Raw genomic sequence first — 17,732 nt, forward strand, 5'->3', positions numbered from 1 at the left:
TCGTCGTGCAGCGGCGGCAAAATTGGGGGCACCGGGCGTCCTTGACGCGGCCCGACTGCCGGTATGATCGGCTTCTCATTGAGAGAAAGACGGTTGGGCACAACGCTGCCACCACCGCGTTCAGCGACAGATGCGCGACGGCAGGAAAGCCCGGCGCAACCGCGATCCGCCGCGAGCATAAAGAAACCCGGCGGCTTTCGCCGCCGGGTCTTCTCCGTTCCCGCTCAGAACGGGATGTCGTCGTCGTAGTCGGTCTGCCCGCGATCCTCGTTCTCGGTCTGCTTCGCCCGGCTGAGGAAATCGACCGTCTCGGCGATAATCTCGCATCCGTAGCGGTCGTTGCCTTCCTGGTCGGTCCACTTCGAGTAGTGGATGCGGCCGCGAACCAGAACCTTCATACCTTTCTCGCAATAGTCCTGGATCGTCTTGCCGAGGCCGTTGAAGGCGGTGATCCGGTGCCATTCGGTGTCCTGGACCCGGTAGCCCTTCTCGTCCCGGACGACCTTGCCGTCCGAATAGCGGGGGCGCGAGGTGGCCAGCGTGAAGTGGGTGATCCGGGTGCCGCCCTGGGTGGTGCGGGTTTCGGGGGTCTGACCGATGTTGCCGGCGAGAATGACGATGTTCTGCATTGTAAGTCTCCGTTGCTTCTCGGAGGGACCATCCCTCCGACGAGACCCGGCCAAGGCCGTCGGGAGACTCCTGCACTGACGCCTTCGGCGGCAGCTTGACCCCCAAGGCCCCAGGTGGAGCGGGCAGCCGCGCCTGCGCGGCAACACGGCTGGGAGCTGCGGGGGTTGCCGGAGGAAACAGAACGGACTTAGGGGATCAGTCAGTCGGAGGGATTGGTGCCTCTGAAAGCACGAACACGGGGACACACAGCAGAACCATCGTCCTTGCCGGCAACAGCGAAGAGGCAGGACCCATGGACCTGCGCCGCCTTCGAAAGACACCCGTTCATCTCTCCTTCCGGCCACCCGCGCCCTTCCTCGGACAGGCTGGACGGAACGAGAATAAAGAGGCTACCGGTCTCGTAGACGCGGAACAGCGCCGCGTCGCCACTGTCGATGGCGGAAGGCTCGATCCACTCGACCTGCGGAAAGGTTCGTGAAGGTCTCCGCGGCCGTATCCACTTTACGAAATGTATGAGCTGGCTGGCAGGGCCTGTCTACGGCCTGCAGACCTCACGCCAACGACGGACTTCCCAAACCGGGTGAAGCGGGCCGAAAGCGAAGTATGGTGTGGGCAGCACTGTCGTGGCAGCCCACCAGTGCGGGAAGTCCAAGCCCGGCGGCGCGAGCTGCCGGCTTTCTTCGCTGAGACCGGCGGATCGCGGCCGGCCCATTACCGAGAAAATATCGACACGCCGAGGGCGTTCAGATTGACCATGGCCGCGATGCCGATGAACAGACCGGCGCTGGCGGAAAGCAGATTGAGCATCAAGCCGGGGTCGATCGCGTTTTTCGCTACACCATGGATGAGCGCATAGCCGGCGATGACGGCCGGCACGGCGAAGACGGCGAGAGCGATCAGTCGCAGCGCCGGATTCCTGGCAAAGCCGAGAACCGCGAGTACGAGACCGATCGACAGCAATGCCGCGCTGACGGCGGCCAGCCCCGACAAGAAGATGCCGGCTCCAGCGCCCCAGGCATATTGGGCGGCCGACAGGCCAACCATGAACGGCAAAGCGTAGATCGCGAGATTGTAGGCGAAGACGCAGAAGGCGATCGTCAAGGAGATGGCGAGAAGGATGAGCGACATGGAAACCTCCACATGATCGGTTGAGGATCACGACAGGCTGCCTGTAGATACGCTCCGCCTGCGACTATGCTACTTTTCCGGTGCTGCAAGGATGTTTCATAAGAGCCATCAACCTCTCCGATAGTCAAGTATTGGCGGCTGGAACAGCCGCCAGAGGCGGCGCTTACGCGCCGCCGTCGAACTGCATGGTGGGAATGCCGAGCTTGCGGGCCTTGTCCGCGAGGTTCCCTTGAATGCCGCCACCGCCGAAGACGAGGACGCCAACTGGCAGGACTTCGAGCATCGTGTCGTTGCGCTTGTACGGGGCCTGTTTCGCCGGGTACTTCTTGAAGTCAGGCTCGAAGGCGATCTGCGGCACCTTGCGGCTGTTTGCCCATCGGGCGGCGATGCGCTCTGCGCCCGTCTTCGCGCCGCCGTGAATGAGCACCATGTCGGCGTGCTTCGCCTGGACCTGATCGAGCTTCGCCCAGATCAGGTTATGGTCGTTAAAGTCGGTTCCGCCGGAGACGGCAACCTTCGGACCGGCTGGCAAGAGCACCTCGTTCTCAGCCCTGCGTTTCGCGGCAAGGAAGTCGCGGCTGTCGATGATCGCGGCGGTCAGATTGCGATGGCTGATCATCGAGCCGGTGCGGGGCCGCCAGGCGCTGCCGGTGTGGTGCTCGAAGGCTTCGACGGCGACGTCGCGGAAGAGCTCCATGCTGTTACGCCGTTCGATCATGGTCTGCCCCTCGGCCGTGAGGCGTTCGAGCTCGACCGACTTCACCTCGCTGCCGTCCTGTTCACGCTGGAGGCGGCGCTGCGCCAGCTCGTTGTCGTCGAGATCGCGTTCGACCCGGCTCGCGGCGCGATGGAAGAGATTGACGGTCCCCCAGAGCAACTCGTCGAGGTCGGGTTCGAGGCGGGTGTCGCCGAGCGTCGCGACGAGGGCATCGAAGATATCTGCGACGGCTGCGGCGACGGCGTTGCCCTCCGGAAGCGGCCTCGGATCGGGTTCGTCCTGAAACGGGCGCCAGCCGTAGAGCTGGAGTTCGGTGAGGACATGATCGGTGGGGGATGAGGTGTGGTCCGGCTCGAAGCCTGCGGTATCGTCTTCGTTCATCATCGTGAGCGTCCTTCGTCTGGAGACCGCGCCCATCGCGGCCTTCGCAGGCGTCGGAAGCCCACGGGCGGGACGGCCTGGCAGCCCTCGCCTCTCGCGAGGGCCTTGATGGCCAAGCCCGGCTATTTTGTTTCGCGCTGCAAAGGCGGGGCTCGCCCCGCCGGCGGAAAATAGCCGGGCGCCGCGCCATTGCCCGGACGGCCCGTTTGTGGGCCGATCGCCCTCTCAGAAGGCCGTGGGCGCCGCTCTCTCCGACTTCAAAGGATGATCACGATGATGAATGGAGACGGCAGGTGAAGACGCCTGGACCGCGCCTCTTCCCCCGCCGATCTCTTCACCCTTCCACGAAACGGTGGACGTCATCGGGATGAAGCTGCTCCATCAGGGTCGCCCGGAGGGCGTCGACGCCGCGCCAGCGCAGATCTTCGTTGAAGTCTTCGCGCATCGGTGACACCGAAATCGCCTCGATCCCGACGCCCTTTGCTCTGGCGACCAGGCTGTCTCGTGCGCCGTCCCCGGCCGGGTCGCGATCCCGGAGGACATAGAGCCTGCGCAGCGTCGCCGGGAACAGGATGGCAGCGAGGTGAGCCGCTGAGAGCGCGGCCATCATCGGCATGTGGGGCAGAACCTGACGGGGCGACAGCACGGTCTCGATGCCTTCGCCGGCCGCGAGCACCTCACCGGCAACGCCGAAGCGGACCCCGTTCCCGAGAAGGTCGCCCATCGCCCGCCGGGGTGACTCGACCGGCGCCTTGCCCGAACCGTCCGGGGCGAGCCAGGTGCGGTGTGCGCCGGTCTGGTTGCCGTGAAGATCGGTGACGGACGCGACGATCGCCGGCCAGATCTCGGTGGGCGAATGCTCATCGGGTTTGTAGTAGCACCGCGGATGGTAGCGCAGCGCGGTGGTTCCCACGAGGGAGGTGATCGCCCGCCCGTTGAGGTAGATTTCCGCGAGTGTGCCGCCGATCGGCTGCGACATGGCGAAAAGCCGCCGCGACGCTTCGGGCGAACCGACAGCGACGTTCGACGTCCTGCCGGTGGACGTCCTCGTCATCTCCGGTTCGGGATGCGGGAGAGCGAGGAAGCGGCGTGCTTCCTCGGCCACGTCCTTGAAGTCGATGAGGCCAAGCGTTTCGCGAATGACGTCGAGCAGATCGCCATGTTCCCCGGTTGCGGAATCCGTCCATTTTCCGGCAGCACCCTTACCGGATTCAGGGCCCGTCAGCCGCACGAACATCGAGCGGCCGGGGTTGTTCTGAACGTCTCCAACGATCCAGTATCGTCCGGCGCGGTGGCCTGATTTCAGGTAATGGCGGCAAACCGCCTCGGCATGATGGCCGAGACGGCTTGCCAGTTCGGAGGCATCGTGACGGGGCATCACGCGGCCTCCTTCTCGCCGATGCGCTCGACCGGCCAGCGGTCGAGCAGCTTGCCGAGAACCGCCGGGCCATTGGCATCGACCGGCACGAACATGCGCAGCTTCCACGAGATGATCTCGTGGAACAGGCCGTAGGCCGTGAGGCGCTCGCGCATCGTGTCGTCGAAGCCCGACAGCTCGATGCGGTTGGCGCCCATGACGCGGACGCGGCGAAGCTGAAGTCCCGCAGTGAGATCGAGGATGGTGCGGCCGTCCATCAGAGCGGTGAAGGCATCGTCCGGCATGATCGCGGCAGCGCCGGTCGTGGTCGCATTTGCCGCCCAGGCCGGCGAGACCTTGCGGCCGATGATGCGCTCGCCGTCGTCGGTCTGAAGCCGGTAGACGCGCGTCGAGTCGTTCGGAAGCCGCTTCCAGATCGGAAGGAGCAAGCCCGTGACCATGTGGAGAGTGGCGTCCGTGAACTCCGGCACGTCGGCAATCTCGGCCTTCCAGGCTGACGCAAAGGTCTCCCCGTCAGTTTCGACCCAATGGGTCTCGGCCATGAAGCGCACCGGGATGTTGTGCGCCTCAGTCGGCCGGATCAGCCGGACGCGGCGCTCGATCTCGCCATCGTCGAGCATGATGCTGCTTGCCGGGATCTGAACCGCAGCGCGGCCGGAACGCTCGTTGACGAGCAGCTTTGCGCGCGGATCATCGAGTTCGGCGAGAGCGGCTTCGAGCGCCACCGGACGGTTGCGCCTGCGCTCGTTGATGGTGAGCAGGCTGGTTTCCGCGCCTGTACGCGGATGGGTGTAGATCGTCTGGCGATTGACGACGACGAAGCTCTCCGCGCTCAGCGTCTCCAGCCCGGCGTCATAGGTGCCAGATGCGATCGCGCCCTCGATGCGGGCAGTCAGGAGCTGCTCGAAGGCCGTGAAGAGGATGCCCTGAAGCTCGATGGTGAGCGCGAGCAGCCGGTTGAGAAACGTCGTGATTGGTGGCAGCTCGTCCTTGATGCCGGTCGAGTCCATCAGCTTCAGGCCGGTGGCGGACTCGAAGCGGTCGAGCGAGCATCCCTCGACCTTGCCGCGCACCAGAAGCATGTAGAGCTGACGGAGCGCGTCGCGGGCGTAATGGCTTTCAAGATTGTCCTCGGGCCGGAATAGCCCCTGGCCGCCGGTCTGGCGCTGGCCGCGCGTGATCGCGCCCAGCGTATCGAGGCGGCGGGCGATGGTGCTGAGAAAGCGCTTCTCCGCCTTCACATTGGTCGAGATCGGCCGGAAGAGCGGCGGCTGCGCCTGATTGGTGCGGTGCGTCCGGCCGAGGCCCTGAATGGCGGTGTCGGCTTTCCAGCCCGCCTCGAGCAGATAGTGGACGCGGAGCCGCGTGTTCTTCGCCGATTTCTCGGCATGGTAGCTCCGGCCTGTCCCGCCGGCATCGCTGAAGACGAGGACGCGCTTCTGGTCGTCCATGAAGGCCTGCGTCTCTGAAAGATTGGCGGCGCCGGCGCGCGTCTCGACCACGAGGCGGTCGATGGTGACGCTGCCTCCACGCTTGCGGACGATGCGGCGCGACCGGCCCGTCACCTCGGCGACCATATCCGTCCCGAAATGTTGGACGAGCTGGTCGAGCGCGCCAGGAACCGGCGGCAGGCTGGCGAGCTTCGCGATCAGTGCATCGCGGCGGGCGACGGCTTCGCGGCTCTCGACCGGCTGGCCGTCACGATAGACCGGCCGAGACGACAGGTTGCCCTCTGAATCCGTGAACGGCTCGTAGAGCTGGACCGGGAAGGAATGGGCAAGGTAGTCGAGAACGTATTCTCGCGGCGTGATGTCGACGCGGACGTCGTTCCACTCCTCGGTCGGCAGTTCGGCGAGCCGCCGTTCCATTAGCGCCTCGCCGGTCGACACGATCTGGATGACGGAGGAATGGCCTGCCTCCAGATCCGCGGCGATCGAGCGAAGCAGCGTCGGTGTCTTCATGCTGGTCAGCAGATGTCCGAAGAAGCGCTGCTTGGCGCTCTCGAAGGCCGAGCGGGCAGCGGATTTCGCCTGCCTGTTGAGCGTGCCCGATCCGCCTTCGCCGCCGCCGGTGATGTTGGCGGCCTGCATCGCCGCGTCCAGATTGTTATGGATGATCGCGAAGGCGCCGGCATAGGCATCGTAGATGCGAACCTGCTGAGGCGTCAGTTCGTGCTCGATGAGCTCGTATTCGACGCCGGCGAAGGAAAGCGAGCGGGCGGTGTAGAGGCCGAGCGCGCGCAGGTCGCGGGCGAGCACCTCCATCGCCGCCACGCCGCCGGCCTCGATCGCCTCGACGAACTCGGCGCGCGTGGCGAAGGGGAAATCCTCGCCGCCCCACAGGCCGAGCCGCTGCGCATAGGCGAGATTGTGAACGGTGGTCGCGCCGGTGGCGGAGACATAGACGACGCGGGCATTGGGAAGCGCGTGCTGGATGCGCAGGCCGGCGCGGCCCTGCTGCGATGCGGCGACGTCACCGCGTTCTCCCTTGCCGCCAGCGGCGTTCTGCATGGCATGCGCCTCGTCGAAAATGATCACTCCATCGAAGTCGGGCCCAAACCATTCGACGATTTGTTTGACCCTGGAAACCCTCTCTCCGCGGTCGTCGGAGCGCAGCGTGGCATAGGTTAAAAATAGGATGCCCTCGTTCAGCGTGATCGGCTTGCCCTGCGGGAAACGCGACAGCGGCGTGACCAGCAAGCGCTCCATGCCGAGCGCGCCCCAGTCGCGTTGCGCGTCCTCGATCAGCTTGTCCGACTTCGAGATCCAGACGGCCTTGCGCCGTCCCTGGAGCCAGTTGTCGAGAATGATCGCAGCCGATTCCCGGCCCTTGCCGACGCCGGTGCCGTCGCCGATCATGAAGCCCTGGCGCAGACGCACAGCGTCCTTGGCGTCCTCGGCCGCGGCGGTCAGCTTGTCGAAGGTGTCGTCGACCGTCCACGCGCCGGCGAGGAAATCCGAATGCGCCTCGCCGGCATAGATCACCGTTTCGAGCTGCGCGTCGGAGAGGAGATCGACGACGTTCGCCGGCAGTGTCGGTCGATAGCTCGGCTTCGGCGGGGCGACGCTCGCCATGGCGGCCGACTGCACGAGCTGGGTCGGATGCGCCTGAGCCCCGGAAATCCGGATGGTCTGGAGCCCGTATTCCTCATAGATCGCATCGGACAGGCGACCGGCATCCGCTGGCGTCCAGTCGACGGTTTCGTAGTCGAGCGGAGCGCCCTCCGGCTCGGCATGCGCCACGGCGGGCGCAGCCCTGGCCGCCCGGTTGACATAGGCGCGGACGGTGCGCGGCGCGACCACGGGGACGGCGACGGCCGGATCGATCGGCAGGCGCGGCGGCAGATGCTCGGCCAGCCATCCGAGCAGCGTGGCCACATCTGGCGCGACGCCGGGCGCGGCCGGGAATACGGACGGGTCGTCTGCCGGCACCTTGTCGATGACGGTCAGCCGCGTCGGAAAGGTCGTGCCGTGCTTGGCATAGACCGAGCCGTTGATCGCGGCGGAGAAGACGACGCGGCCGCGTTCCTGCAGCCGGCCATAGGCTTCGGACCAGGCCGGAGTGTCAGGGGCGAAGTTGGCGCCGGTGATGGCGACTAGACGGCCGCCGGGAGCGAGACGCGCGAGCGCCGAAGCGACATGGCGGAAGGCAGCGTCCGCCATGCGGCCGTCGACATTGGCCATGGCGGAAAACGGCGGGTTCATCAGCACGACGGACGGCAGAATGCCGGCATCGAGATGATCGTCGATCTGCGCCGCGTCGAAACGGGAGACGGACAGGGCCGGAAAGAGAAGAGACAGGAGACCGGCGCGGGTTTCGGCAAGCTCGTTCAGAACGAGCGAGCCGCCGGCGATCTCGGTCAGGATGGCGAGGAGCCCGGTCCCGGCCGATGGCTCCAGCACACGGTCGGCCGATGTGATGGCCGCCGCCGTCACGGCCGCGAGGCCCAGCGGGATCGGCGTCGAGAATTGCTGGAAGGACTGCGCTTCCTCCGAGCGGCGCGTATGCGTCGGCAGCAGGCCGGCGATCTTGGCAAGCTGCGGTAGCACCGTCGCCGGAGAAGCTGATTTACGGAAAAGCGCCTTGCCGTATTTGCGCAGGAAGAGAACGGTCGCCGCCTCGCAGGCTTCATAGGCCGTTTTCCAGTTCCAGGCGCCGGCGGCGTCTGATGCGCCGAATGCTGTTTCCATCGCGCCACGCAGGATGCCGGCATCGATGCGCTGGCCACGCTCGATATGAGGCAGGAGAAGCTGCGCCGCAGTGAAGAGAGCGGCGGGAATGTCGGTGTCGGGGACGATCGGAAGCGGCGCGGTGGCGGGTGCCGCCGCGGATGCGGAAATCATGTTCATGTGAAAGCCTCGGGAGAGCGGGACAGGATCGAGCCGCGCAGCGCTCTCTCTCGACCGCACAGGCTCAAATCCGTCCCGGCCTCGCTCTCACTCTCATGCCGTCGGCCAAATCGCCGAAAGCCGCCGATCGCGGCCTAAGGTGCTCAGGCGTCACGTCGTCGCGGCAAAGACTTTAGTTTACTATTTGGCGGAAAGGATCTGAGGCGAATTCGGTCTCATAGATCCGGAAACTATAGTAGTATTTGAGAGGAATACGCTCGTGATCAAGTCACTGCTCCCGCGAGCGCCGAGATTCTATTGGCTCGTTATCCTTGCGTTCGCCGCGTCGGCAATCGCTTCCGACCTGCCGGGTTTCGGTGAAGGGCATTGGTCGACCTCGGCCGCATTCCGTGGCTGCGTCATCGCGGTTGCGGCGATCCTCGCGGTGCTGTCGGAGGTCTGGGACATCGCGCCCACCGTCATCATCAATGCCGAGGCGCGCTACCAGAACCGGCAGGCGCGGGAGGTCTACACGATCCCTGTCGCTTTCGATGCCGCGCGGACTCTCGTACCGGGGATATCGCGACTGCGCGTTACGCGAACGGACGACAATCGCGCGATCCGACCATGGGCGCTACGCTTCGAACATGCCGTGGATGGGCGAAAGGGTGAGTGGTAGCGCGGCCACCGCCCGGCAACGGAACGGTTGCCAACATGATGAGAGCGCCCCGCCTGAAGATGGGGCGCTCAATGGCGTCAGCCGAAGCGACGGCCGGATTCGGTGAAGGTGTATCCATTGGCGACGATCGTTTCGTCAACTATCTCGTCCGAGGACAGGTACTCGTACTCGCGCTCAAGCCGGCGATAGAGCCAGCGGGCGAGATCTCGCAGCGCCTCGGTCACGATCCCCTCGGCGTCGGGGGTCATGTCCTGATACGTCGGGCTGTCGCGCTCGACCGAGATCGACATGCAATACTCGTGATAATATCGACCTTGGCGGCTGGCCTCGGCATGAAGCTGATAGAAATTGCGGCGCTGGATCGCCAGCAACGCATCGGCGATCTCATGCAGCTCCTTGTCCTGCGGCGCGTAGGATCGGATCTCTGCCGAGGCACTCTTCCGGTAGGAGTAATAGCATTCGAACGACGCACCATCGCCCTGGGACCAGAAGCCCGTGAAGGAGATGCGCGGCTCCTGACGCGTGCCGCCGCCCATAAGGCGAACGCTGCGGGTCTTGAAGCGGATTCCGAGGATTTCCGCAATCCGCTCGAAGTCCTCATTAACCGCACCGTACCAGTCGTAATCAAATCCGCCTTCTCGATACCAGGCGCGGGCCCTGTCCTTCGCCGCATCTGAAAGCTCGTTGAGCCGAAAGACCGTGGTCTCGACGATCTCAGGCATCTGGACCACCTCCACCAAGCACGTCGGCAAGCCAGCGGTCGGTGTAGGTCCAGGCGACGGTTTCCCCTGTGGCGAGATCGAGCACATGCGCGCCACCGCCGAAGCCGTCGACGCGCGGCTTCGAGCAGGTGTTGGCGTATTGGAAGCCCCAACGGCCGGTCAGACCGAACGTAGCAGCACACAGCTTGACGAACTGGAGCAGGCGCGCCGGGTCGCCGGTGACGTCATCGCGCATCCAGAGCTTGGCGCCGCCGTGCTCGGGCTGGATCGACAGGAGGAAGCCGTCGGAGGGCGGTTCTTCCGAAGCGCTCTCTTCGGAAAGCTGATTGTAGAGATCGAGGGCGCGAGCGGCGTTGTCGGGCGTGCCGACGTCGAGCAGGCAGGAAAAGTGGGTGAAGTAGTCGGTCATGGCAGGCTCCTGAAACGACAAAACCCGGCGCGAAGCCGGGCTGATTGAAGGGGATGATGATGGGGGTCAGTCCGCTGGTGCGGGATGGATGCGGTCGTCGTCGAACGCGACGTCTTCTATGACGGTCTGGCGGGCATCCGCCGCGACGCGATCGATGTAGATGATGACACCCTCGCGCCGCTCCTCGATCTCGACATGTTCCGGCTGACCGGATGCCTCCATCGCGATTGTGGCGGCCGCTTTGGCTTTTCCGATCGCCTCGGCGTCGCTATCGGCCTCGACAGTGAAACCGTCATAGGCGCGCAGCCAGAAGCCGATCTTGACGATGTACTGCGTCATGGCCGGTCTCCCTCGACGGGAGCGTCAGGATCGCGCGCGCCGGCGATGATCGCCTCGCCACGGGCGACGGCCCAGGTGGCGCGAGCGATCCATTCCTGTGAGGACGGTCGGGCGGCCTGCACGTCCGCGAGCAGGAGCTTGAGGAGGCCAAGCAGGATCTCGAAATGTCCCGCCTTGCGTTCGACGGTTTCGGCGAACTGCGAGGGGATGAGGATTGCCGGACCGGAATAGGCCGCGTCGGCGCCCTGCCAGATCCCGGAAACATAGGTTTCGCCGGAAGTGTCGACGTCCTCCTTGGCATCGGCCCAGCCATCGTCCTCGATGGCTTTGCGGCAAGCATCTGCGATCGTGTCGGCGTCGTAGGTTCGCTGACGGTAGACGGGCAGGTGGTAGGTGGTCTCGATAGTATAAATCGGCATAGCGGGCTCCTGAAACGACAAAGCCCGGCGCGAGGCCGGGCAAGATGGGGAATGGGACGCCGGTGGCGTCAGAGACGGAATTGCAACACAAGCCTCCGAGCATCGGCGTGGTGGCGAAGCATCTCGCGATAGAAGTGCTTGCGCGCGTCCCTGCTGGCCGGGTCTCGTCGGGCGGATGGAGCCAGCTTGCGGCTGGCGGCGCGGATGACGGCGCGGTCGCTGTCCCACACGCGGAGTTCGAGGCGCAGATAGGCCGCATACATAGACGCCTCCTAGACGTTGATGCGTTCGCACAGCGCGTCGATCTGTGTGAGATCAAGGCCGGCGTGTGCATCGTCGTCGGTGAGGACGCTCCTGAGCGGCGGGTCGATGGGTCCGCGTGCAAGGGCGAGTTGAAGAAGCCGAAGGCCCGCCAGCAACGCATCGCGTTCCTGCGCGGTGACGCCGATGGTCAGGAACGCCTCGACGGTCTCGCCGCTTTCGAGCAGGCGCACGCCGCTGTGCTCGTCGATTTCGTAGTCATCGAACTCCTGCACATATCCGGTGGCGAGCCACTCGCCATTGTAATGGACGCTCGTGGCGAGTGCTCGCGCCTCCTCGGGCGTGCCGGCTTCGAGGATGGTTTCATAATAGACGAAGGCGTCATGGCCTTTGCTGACGACAAATTTCGGCATGGGAAACTCCATAGGATTTGCGCCCGGTGGGATGCCGGGCCGAAGGGATCGAGATTGCCGGGTGGTTCACGCCGCCTGGGGCAACCGGAGAAGATCGGCAGCGGTCTCGCGCCAGGCCGGATCGACCAGCCGCGCTTCGAGCAGCGCTGCGCGGAAGCGGAGATCGCGGGCCGTTGCATGATCACGTTCGCCGGAAGCGGCGAAGGCCATGCCGCGCAGGCGGCTGGCCTCGATTACAATGCGGCGGGCTTCGCCATCACTGGCAACCGGCTGCTGCCAAAGGATGATGCCGGCGCGGATCTCGCCGGCGAGGACCAGGCCGAGCGTGTTGTCCTGAACGACGATCAGGCGCGGCCTGAAGTGCAACGCATCGTCGTCGCCGATGCGGATATCGCCTTGCGAGACGCGGACGGCGGCAAGGACGATGGCATCTTCCGGCGATGCAGCGTCGCCGAGCGAGACATTGCGGTCGCGATAATCGGCATCGGTGGCGCCGGTATAGCTGGCTATGCCGAGGCAGGAAATGCGCAACGGGAGCTTCCGCGCCGGCTGGAATCCGGGTAGCACGCGGTCAGCGAGAATCCGCCCGATCGGCGCGAAGGTGGAATTGCTGGCAAGGGTCATCGGGATCACTCCGCGACGGGCGCCGGGAGCCTCTCTCTCAGCATCCAACCCGTCGCAGCCAAAGGCCCGGCCTCTTCCTCTCTCTTTCCGCCAGTGCGGTCCCCGGTGATGGCTCGGCCACCGCAACGCTGAAGGCCCGGACGCGTTCTGCGCGTTCCGGGCCGTCGGGGATGAGGCGCTTCGCGCCTCAGCTCCATGGGTCGAGTTCCAGTTTCACCATCTCGTCGTCGCCGTCGAATTCGTTGGCGGGGCAAGCGCCGTGGGTTCCGTCCCCGGCCTGGAACACGACGATGGAGACCATCAGTGTGGTGGCGAGGCTGGCGGCGAAGGCGGCGGCATCTGCGTAGGACATGGGTTCCGGCTCCTGTCTTGGAGGCGGGGGGCCATCCCCCGCGCGACAGGCGCCCGAAGTGTCTGAACGGATCTGCAATCACCCTCGCGCGGTCGGGCCTGTCCGATTGCGCGAGGGCGGCACGCTTGCGTAAGCCGACCCTTCACGGGTTGATTGATAACGAGACGGCTCGGACCAAGGTCAGCGAATGGAAGCGGGGATGGTGTTTTTCTGCCGACAGGATGCCGCAAACCCGTCGCAGTTGTGTCGCCGCGCCAGCCTCGGCGGCACGCCGATGTCAGCCTGAGTTTCCGGCCGGGCACGGAATGCATCCCCGATCGCAGACCGGAGATGGCGGCTTCGGATGTTAAACTGGAGCTCGACCCGATGATGCAATCAGCTCCAATGCCCTTCGGCGATCTCGCGGACGATCAGGGCGCGAGCCTTCAGCAGCAGATCATCGCCGGAAGTATCGATGTGGCCGTAGAACCGGGCGCGGGCGCCATTCCGGGTCCAGTCGGCGTAGTAGCAATATTCGCGGGCATCGAGCCGGAAGGCCCGCGCATCGTCGGCCCAATGGGGCTTGGGCTCGATGACGACGGTCACGCCGTCGCGCACCTCCTCCCACGGAAGCGAACGCTCCGCGGGAGCATTGCGGCGGTCCTTGGCGAAAATCTCCTCGACCGTCATCATGATGCGCCTCCATCGGCATTCGCGATGAAGCCGTCCGGATCGTCGGGATCGGGCGGCAGATAGGCGTCGTAGGGATTGCCATCGGCGAGATGGCCGAAGGGCGTCATGACGAAATCGCCGTCGTCCGCGCGACCAACGGCGCAGAGAACATAGCGGCGATCGCCGGTCACGGCATCCAGGCACTCCATGAGTGCGAGATTGCCGTCACCGGCGGCGCGCAGCAGCGTGTTGAAGTTGGTGCGGGCATAATCGGGAATAGCCATAGGGTTTCTCCAGAAGCGAAAATGGCCCGCGGTCTTTCGACTGCGGGCCTTGTGAGAGGAAACAAGCGAGGGTCAGGCGGCCGCCCGACCCTCGACGACGTCGGCGCCGACCTCATCCGCCGTGATCTCCTCGAGGCGGCAACGGCTGTATCCGGCCTTTGCCAGCCAGAGTTCTGCGGCCTCGCGGTTCTCCGCGAGATGCAGCAGCTCCTCGTCGTCGCCGATGGGGTGAAGCACGCGGACCATGCCGATCTTCGGCCGCTCGACGATCTCGAAGCCGAGATCGCTGTCGACCGAATGCGTGCGCATGACGGTGACGAGGATGACCGAGCCGGAGGCGAAGTTGCCTTCGTGCAGGGTGATCAAGGCAGGCGCGGTATAGGTCGCGCGCTCGCGGCTGGGCTGCTTGCGCACGAGCCGGCCGACACCGTTTCGGCTTTCCCAAGCGGCTAGCTTCTTGGTGAAGCGGGCCGGCGGCTTCGGGGTGCCGTCGAAGTACCGGATCAGGCTGCCGAGCGGGGCGTCATAGACATTGTATGCGGGCATGGATTGATCTCCTGAAACGAAAACGGCCCGGCGGGATGCCGGGCCGTGTGGTGGAAGGGGACGGGATGCGGAGCGGCCGGAGCCGCCCCGCTGCTGCGGTTACTCGGCGGCGACCAGCGCCACCGGATCGTCGGCAGGTTCGGCGGCGGTTTCCGCCTCGTCGCCGCCGGCGAGGAAGTCGGGCAGCGCCACGTTCTCCTCGTCCTGCTGCGCGGACGCCTCGACGGCCGGTTCGTCGGCGAGCAGGCGCAGAGGCTCGGGCAGCCAGCCGGTGTTCGCCAGCCGCTCCTCCGCCTCGGCCGCCATCTTGTCCTTCTTCTCGAAGGCGAGCAGGTTGGCCGTGCCCTCGCCGACCGCTTCGGCCACGGCTTCGAGGATTTTCCGCTTCGTGATGCGGCCGAAGTAGTTCGCGACGGTGGGCCGGAAACCGGCTTCAGCCATGTCGAGACCGGTCGCGCGGGCAAGCCGATCGGCTTCCGCCATGCGGGCCTGGAGCTGCTGTTCGGAAATGCCGGTGGCGCTGAACGGGTTCGGCCGCTCGTAGAGCGCGTTGATCCCGTAGGCGACGCAATGGGCAAGCAGCGCCATGCGGCTCGCCTCGTCGAGCGCGGCGAGCCAGTCCCACAGCGCGTCGTCGTCGGCCGGCACATCGGCCTTCCAGCCGTCGTTCCGCTCTACCACCGCCTTCGCATAGGGGCTGTTCTTGAGGTCCACACCCTGTTCGCGGCAATAGACTTCCAGCACCGAGACCTGAACCGACCCGCCGCGGGTGGAGCGCCGGAAGGTGTCGCGCACCAGCTTGTGCAGCAACGCGGTCATGGCGACATGCGGATTGGCGCCCACGGCCTCGCGCAGCGCAATGGTCCGGTGGGCGGTCAGCTCGATCACCAGCCGCTCGGGGAGCGGCTTGACGATCTCGTCGTCGTCGTCGGGCTCCGGCTCGGACACCTCGCCGCCGATGGTGATGACGGCGCGCTGCACCTGCGGCGCGGTCGCGCCATCGGCCTCACCGCCACCGTCCGCGTCGGACTCCGGCGTCGCGCCGTCGACAGTCGCGACCGGCTCGTCCTCCAGACGGACCCAACCGCGATCCACCATCAGCTCGCCGTCCTCGTCGACACTGACGAAAACGCCGGCGATGGCCATCTCGGCCGGATCGTAGACGGCCGGGCGGCGCTCGAAGGCTTCGAGCAGCTTCTCGATCTCGCCGAGGCGCTGGTCGATTTCGTCCGGCAGTTCGTCATGGCCCGCATGTTCGGCCTCGAGGCGCTCCTGCTCGTTGCGGAGCTTGTCGCGCTCGCGGCGTTCCTTCTTGGTCAGCTCGGCGAACGTGCCGGCGATGCCGCGCAGGTCGTGGTCGTAGCCGTAGGGCAGTTCAAGGTCGGCGGCGACCCACTTCCAGCCCTCGGCGGCCACATCGGCCGCGGCGGCCTTGAGCTTCTCGCCGACCAGCCGGTCGAGAAGCTTGACGTCCTCCAGCCAGCCGTCCTCGTCGTCGTCGAAGAGGTAGCGCGGCAGGATCGGGCCGCCCGCCGCCGCATAGGCGTCGAGGCCGATGAAGCGGGCGCGCTTGTCGGAGGCCGGAACGCTGGTCTCGGTGAGCATTTCGCGAATCCGCCAGGTTTCGCGGAAGTGGGAGTTCTCGATGGCCTCCCAGATCTGCTCCTGGCGGGCGTGATCGGGATGGGCCGTGAACGCCTCCAGCTCCGCCAGCGACATCGCGCCGGTCTCGAAGGCATCGTGCAGCTTGGGCGAGACCTTGGCGAGGGCGAGCCGCTGAGCGACGACGCGCTTGCTGGTGCGGTGGGCGAAGGCGATCTCGTCCTCCGACATGCCCTTTTCCCGCATGGCGAGGAAGGCGCGGAACTCATCGAGCGGATGGAGGGCGCGGCGCAGCGTGTTCTCCGCGAGGCTGTCGTCCTCGGCGAGAATGCCGCTGTTGGGATCGCGGCACACGCAGGGCACGGCTTCGGTCTTCGACATGCGCTTCTGCTTGACGAGCAGCTCCAGCGCGTCGAAGCGGGTCTCGCCGGCCGGGACCTCGAACCGGCCGGTCTCGTTGCCATCGGCGTCGAGGATCGGGCGGACATTGAGGCTCTGGAGGAGGCCGCGATAGGCGATGTCCTCGGCCATCTCAGTCACGGCGGCCGGCGTCTTGATGCGCCGGACATTGGAGGCGCTGCGTTCGAGCTGGTTGAAGGGAATGTCGCGCGAGCGCGAGAGGGTGATCTTCTTGGCAACCTTTGCCATGGTGGACTACTCCGCGACGGGCGCCGAGAGCCTCTCTCTCCGCTATCAACCCGTCACGAAATCCCCATCCCCTCTCTCCCTCTAAACCGCGCGAGGCAGGCGCCGTCGGCCGCCGGCTTACGCCCCCGCCGCCCCCGTTGCAGCCGACGAAAGGTGATGGCGGATGCGTTCGGCAAGGCGCTGCTGGTCATAGGGCTTGCCGATCGGTCCCTCGTCGCAGAGGGAGACGGCCGCCTCGGTTCTCTGGACGGCGCCGGACGTGAGAATGATGCGAACGCCCGGCCGATGCTGGCGTACCCATGCCGCAAGGCCGAAGCCGTCCATCGTGCCGGGCATCTGGATATCGGAGAAGACGAGATCGACGGGGGCGCCGGATTCGAACAGGGCGACCGCCTCGGCGGCCGAGCCTGCCTCCGCCACAACCCAGCCGCAGCCGCGCAGGTAGTCCGCGATGTCGAGGCGGATAAAGATGTCATCCTCCACGACAAGGAGGGTCTGCGGTTGGTCCGGTTCCGTATCCAATGTCAGCCCCCTGGCTGTTTTTCGCCTCCGGTCACTTGCGCCAGCGGCGACTAGAATAGTCGCTTCGCGGGTATCGGCCGAAACCGCCGAGACGCCTGAAGGTTCCGGGAAATCCACGGCGACGTCGTTCGTGACCGGACCAGCGCGGCGGGTCGCCGTTGCGAGCGGGAGGAAGCTTGCGCTCAGCCGAGACGCGCCTCCGAGGCAAGCCCCGGCGGTCAGGGCCGCGAGGCCAGCAAGGCGCGGAAGGCATCCGGCAGGATGACGTTCGCCGGAGCGCCGGCGAACATCGGGGCGATCTGGTCCGGGCGGTAGCCCGCGAGGCCGCAGCCGATCGGCGTGACCTCGAAGCGCTGCTCGGCCCGAAGGCGGGCATAGGCGAGGAAGTCGCCGACATGGCCGTGGATGATCGCGAGGGGCAGCACGCGCAACTGGCGATCCTTGGTCGGGATTGCATAGGCGCGTCCCTGCGGCCCGACGCCCCGGCCGTAGATCGCGCCGCGGTGCCGGCGAGCCCACAGGGCCGCGCCCTTGCCGTGGCGACCCGCGAGATTGGAGCCGAAGACGAAGACGGATTCGATGGATGTCGAGCTACGCATGGAGACCTCCTGGCTGCTGCCGCTCACCGTGAGCGGTAGGACTCCGAGGGACCGCCGGAATCCCGGACAGTCACCGAAGCGGGCGCCTTTGGGCGGCGG

The 17,732-nt window shown here is 66.0% G+C and carries 20 protein-coding genes; 1 reads left to right on the top strand and 19 read right to left on the bottom strand.

What is annotated here, in order from left to right:
* Nucleotides 1–224 precede the first annotated feature (224 nt).
* The 5 genes from AC6H34_RS09155 to AC6H34_RS09175 all read right to left on the bottom strand — a co-directional run bounded on the left by AC6H34_RS09155 (nucleotide 225) and on the right by AC6H34_RS09175 (nucleotide 8,584).
* A complete protein-coding gene (locus AC6H34_RS09155; RefSeq protein WP_497538585.1) occupies nucleotides 225–629 on the bottom strand; it encodes a single-stranded DNA-binding protein in 405 nt (134 codons plus the stop codon).
* A gap of 712 nt (nucleotides 630–1,341) precedes the next feature.
* Nucleotides 1,342–1,758 (bottom strand): hypothetical protein, encoded by a 417-nt coding sequence (locus AC6H34_RS09160; RefSeq protein WP_064331667.1) that lies wholly within the window; start codon nucleotides 1,756–1,758, stop codon nucleotides 1,342–1,344.
* Between the two features lie 163 nt (nucleotides 1,759–1,921).
* On the bottom strand, nucleotides 1,922–2,860 hold the full coding sequence (locus tag AC6H34_RS09165; protein WP_497538586.1) for a DUF2493 domain-containing protein: 939 nt from the start codon (nucleotides 2,858–2,860) through the stop codon (nucleotides 1,922–1,924).
* A gap of 331 nt (nucleotides 2,861–3,191) precedes the next feature.
* Nucleotides 3,192–4,235, bottom strand: coding sequence for a DUF7146 domain-containing protein (locus AC6H34_RS09170; protein ID WP_331665125.1), 1,044 nt, complete (start codon nucleotides 4,233–4,235; stop codon nucleotides 3,192–3,194).
* Nucleotides 4,235–8,584 (bottom strand): strawberry notch-like NTP hydrolase domain-containing protein, encoded by a 4,350-nt coding sequence (locus AC6H34_RS09175; protein WP_497538587.1) that lies wholly within the window; start codon nucleotides 8,582–8,584, stop codon nucleotides 4,235–4,237. Before AC6H34_RS09175 ends, AC6H34_RS09170 begins: the two co-directional genes overlap by 1 nt.
* Before the next feature lie 259 nt (nucleotides 8,585–8,843).
* Here AC6H34_RS09175 and AC6H34_RS09180 point away from each other — a divergent pair, with 259 nt between their 5' ends.
* The gene (locus tag AC6H34_RS09180) at nucleotides 8,844–9,242 is read left to right on the top strand and encodes a hypothetical protein (RefSeq protein ID WP_497538588.1); all 399 of its coding nucleotides are present in this window, start codon (nucleotides 8,844–8,846) and stop codon (nucleotides 9,240–9,242) included.
* A gap of 77 nt (nucleotides 9,243–9,319) precedes the next feature.
* Here the strand turns inward: AC6H34_RS09180 and AC6H34_RS09185 are convergent, their stop codons facing one another.
* The 14 genes from AC6H34_RS09185 to AC6H34_RS09250 form a co-directional block, all read right to left on the bottom strand.
* Nucleotides 9,320–9,964: a DUF8835 domain-containing pootine gene (locus tag AC6H34_RS09185; protein WP_497538589.1), complete on the bottom strand. Its 645-nt coding sequence runs from the start codon at nucleotides 9,962–9,964 to the stop codon at nucleotides 9,320–9,322.
* A complete protein-coding gene (locus AC6H34_RS09190) occupies nucleotides 9,957–10,373 on the bottom strand; it encodes a hypothetical protein (protein ID WP_497538590.1) in 417 nt (138 codons plus the stop codon). The genes AC6H34_RS09185 and AC6H34_RS09190 overlap by 8 nt, the downstream gene beginning before the upstream one ends.
* A gap of 66 nt (nucleotides 10,374–10,439) precedes the next feature.
* A complete protein-coding gene (locus AC6H34_RS09195) occupies nucleotides 10,440–10,712 on the bottom strand; it encodes a hypothetical protein (protein ID WP_497538591.1) in 273 nt (90 codons plus the stop codon).
* Complete coding sequence (locus AC6H34_RS09200; protein ID WP_497538592.1) at nucleotides 10,709–11,131, bottom strand: hypothetical protein; 423 nt, start codon at nucleotides 11,129–11,131, stop codon at nucleotides 10,709–10,711. The genes AC6H34_RS09195 and AC6H34_RS09200 overlap by 4 nt, the downstream gene beginning before the upstream one ends.
* Before the next feature lie 68 nt (nucleotides 11,132–11,199).
* A complete protein-coding gene (locus tag AC6H34_RS09205; protein WP_298317225.1) occupies nucleotides 11,200–11,394 on the bottom strand; it encodes a hypothetical protein in 195 nt (64 codons plus the stop codon).
* Nucleotides 11,395–11,403: 9 nt separating this feature from the next.
* Nucleotides 11,404–11,805: a hypothetical protein gene (locus AC6H34_RS09210; RefSeq protein WP_497538593.1), complete on the bottom strand. Its 402-nt coding sequence runs from the start codon at nucleotides 11,803–11,805 to the stop codon at nucleotides 11,404–11,406.
* 66 nt (nucleotides 11,806–11,871) lie between these two features.
* On the bottom strand, nucleotides 11,872–12,429 hold the full coding sequence (locus AC6H34_RS09215; protein WP_497538594.1) for a hypothetical protein: 558 nt from the start codon (nucleotides 12,427–12,429) through the stop codon (nucleotides 11,872–11,874).
* A 187-nt stretch (nucleotides 12,430–12,616) separates the two neighbouring features.
* On the bottom strand, nucleotides 12,617–12,781 hold the full coding sequence (locus AC6H34_RS09220) for a hypothetical protein (RefSeq protein ID WP_151610639.1): 165 nt from the start codon (nucleotides 12,779–12,781) through the stop codon (nucleotides 12,617–12,619).
* 375 nt (nucleotides 12,782–13,156) lie between these two features.
* Complete coding sequence (locus AC6H34_RS09225) at nucleotides 13,157–13,453, bottom strand: hypothetical protein (protein ID WP_497538595.1); 297 nt, start codon at nucleotides 13,451–13,453, stop codon at nucleotides 13,157–13,159.
* Nucleotides 13,450–13,716, bottom strand: a complete 267-nt coding sequence (locus AC6H34_RS09230; RefSeq protein ID WP_298317244.1) for a DUF6117 family protein — start codon at nucleotides 13,714–13,716, stop codon at nucleotides 13,450–13,452. Before AC6H34_RS09230 ends, AC6H34_RS09225 begins: the two co-directional genes overlap by 4 nt.
* A gap of 72 nt (nucleotides 13,717–13,788) precedes the next feature.
* Nucleotides 13,789–14,262 (bottom strand): UCP036055 family protein, encoded by a 474-nt coding sequence (locus tag AC6H34_RS09235; protein ID WP_497538596.1) that lies wholly within the window; start codon nucleotides 14,260–14,262, stop codon nucleotides 13,789–13,791.
* Nucleotides 14,263–14,361: 99 nt separating this feature from the next.
* The gene (locus AC6H34_RS09240; protein WP_497538597.1) at nucleotides 14,362–16,512 is read right to left on the bottom strand and encodes a ParB/RepB/Spo0J family partition protein; all 2,151 of its coding nucleotides are present in this window, start codon (nucleotides 16,510–16,512) and stop codon (nucleotides 14,362–14,364) included.
* Between the two features lie 117 nt (nucleotides 16,513–16,629).
* Nucleotides 16,630–17,034, bottom strand: a complete 405-nt coding sequence (locus tag AC6H34_RS09245) for a response regulator (RefSeq protein ID WP_497538598.1) — start codon at nucleotides 17,032–17,034, stop codon at nucleotides 16,630–16,632.
* A 218-nt stretch (nucleotides 17,035–17,252) separates the two neighbouring features.
* Nucleotides 17,253–17,633 carry an A1S_2505 family phage non-structural protein gene (locus AC6H34_RS09250; protein WP_497538599.1) on the bottom strand — a complete coding sequence of 127 codons (381 nt, stop codon included), beginning with the start codon at nucleotides 17,631–17,633 and terminating at the stop codon, nucleotides 17,253–17,255.
* Between the last annotated feature and the right edge of the window lie 99 nt (nucleotides 17,634–17,732).

Source organism: Labrys sp. ALF-8 (genome assembly GCF_059699065.1).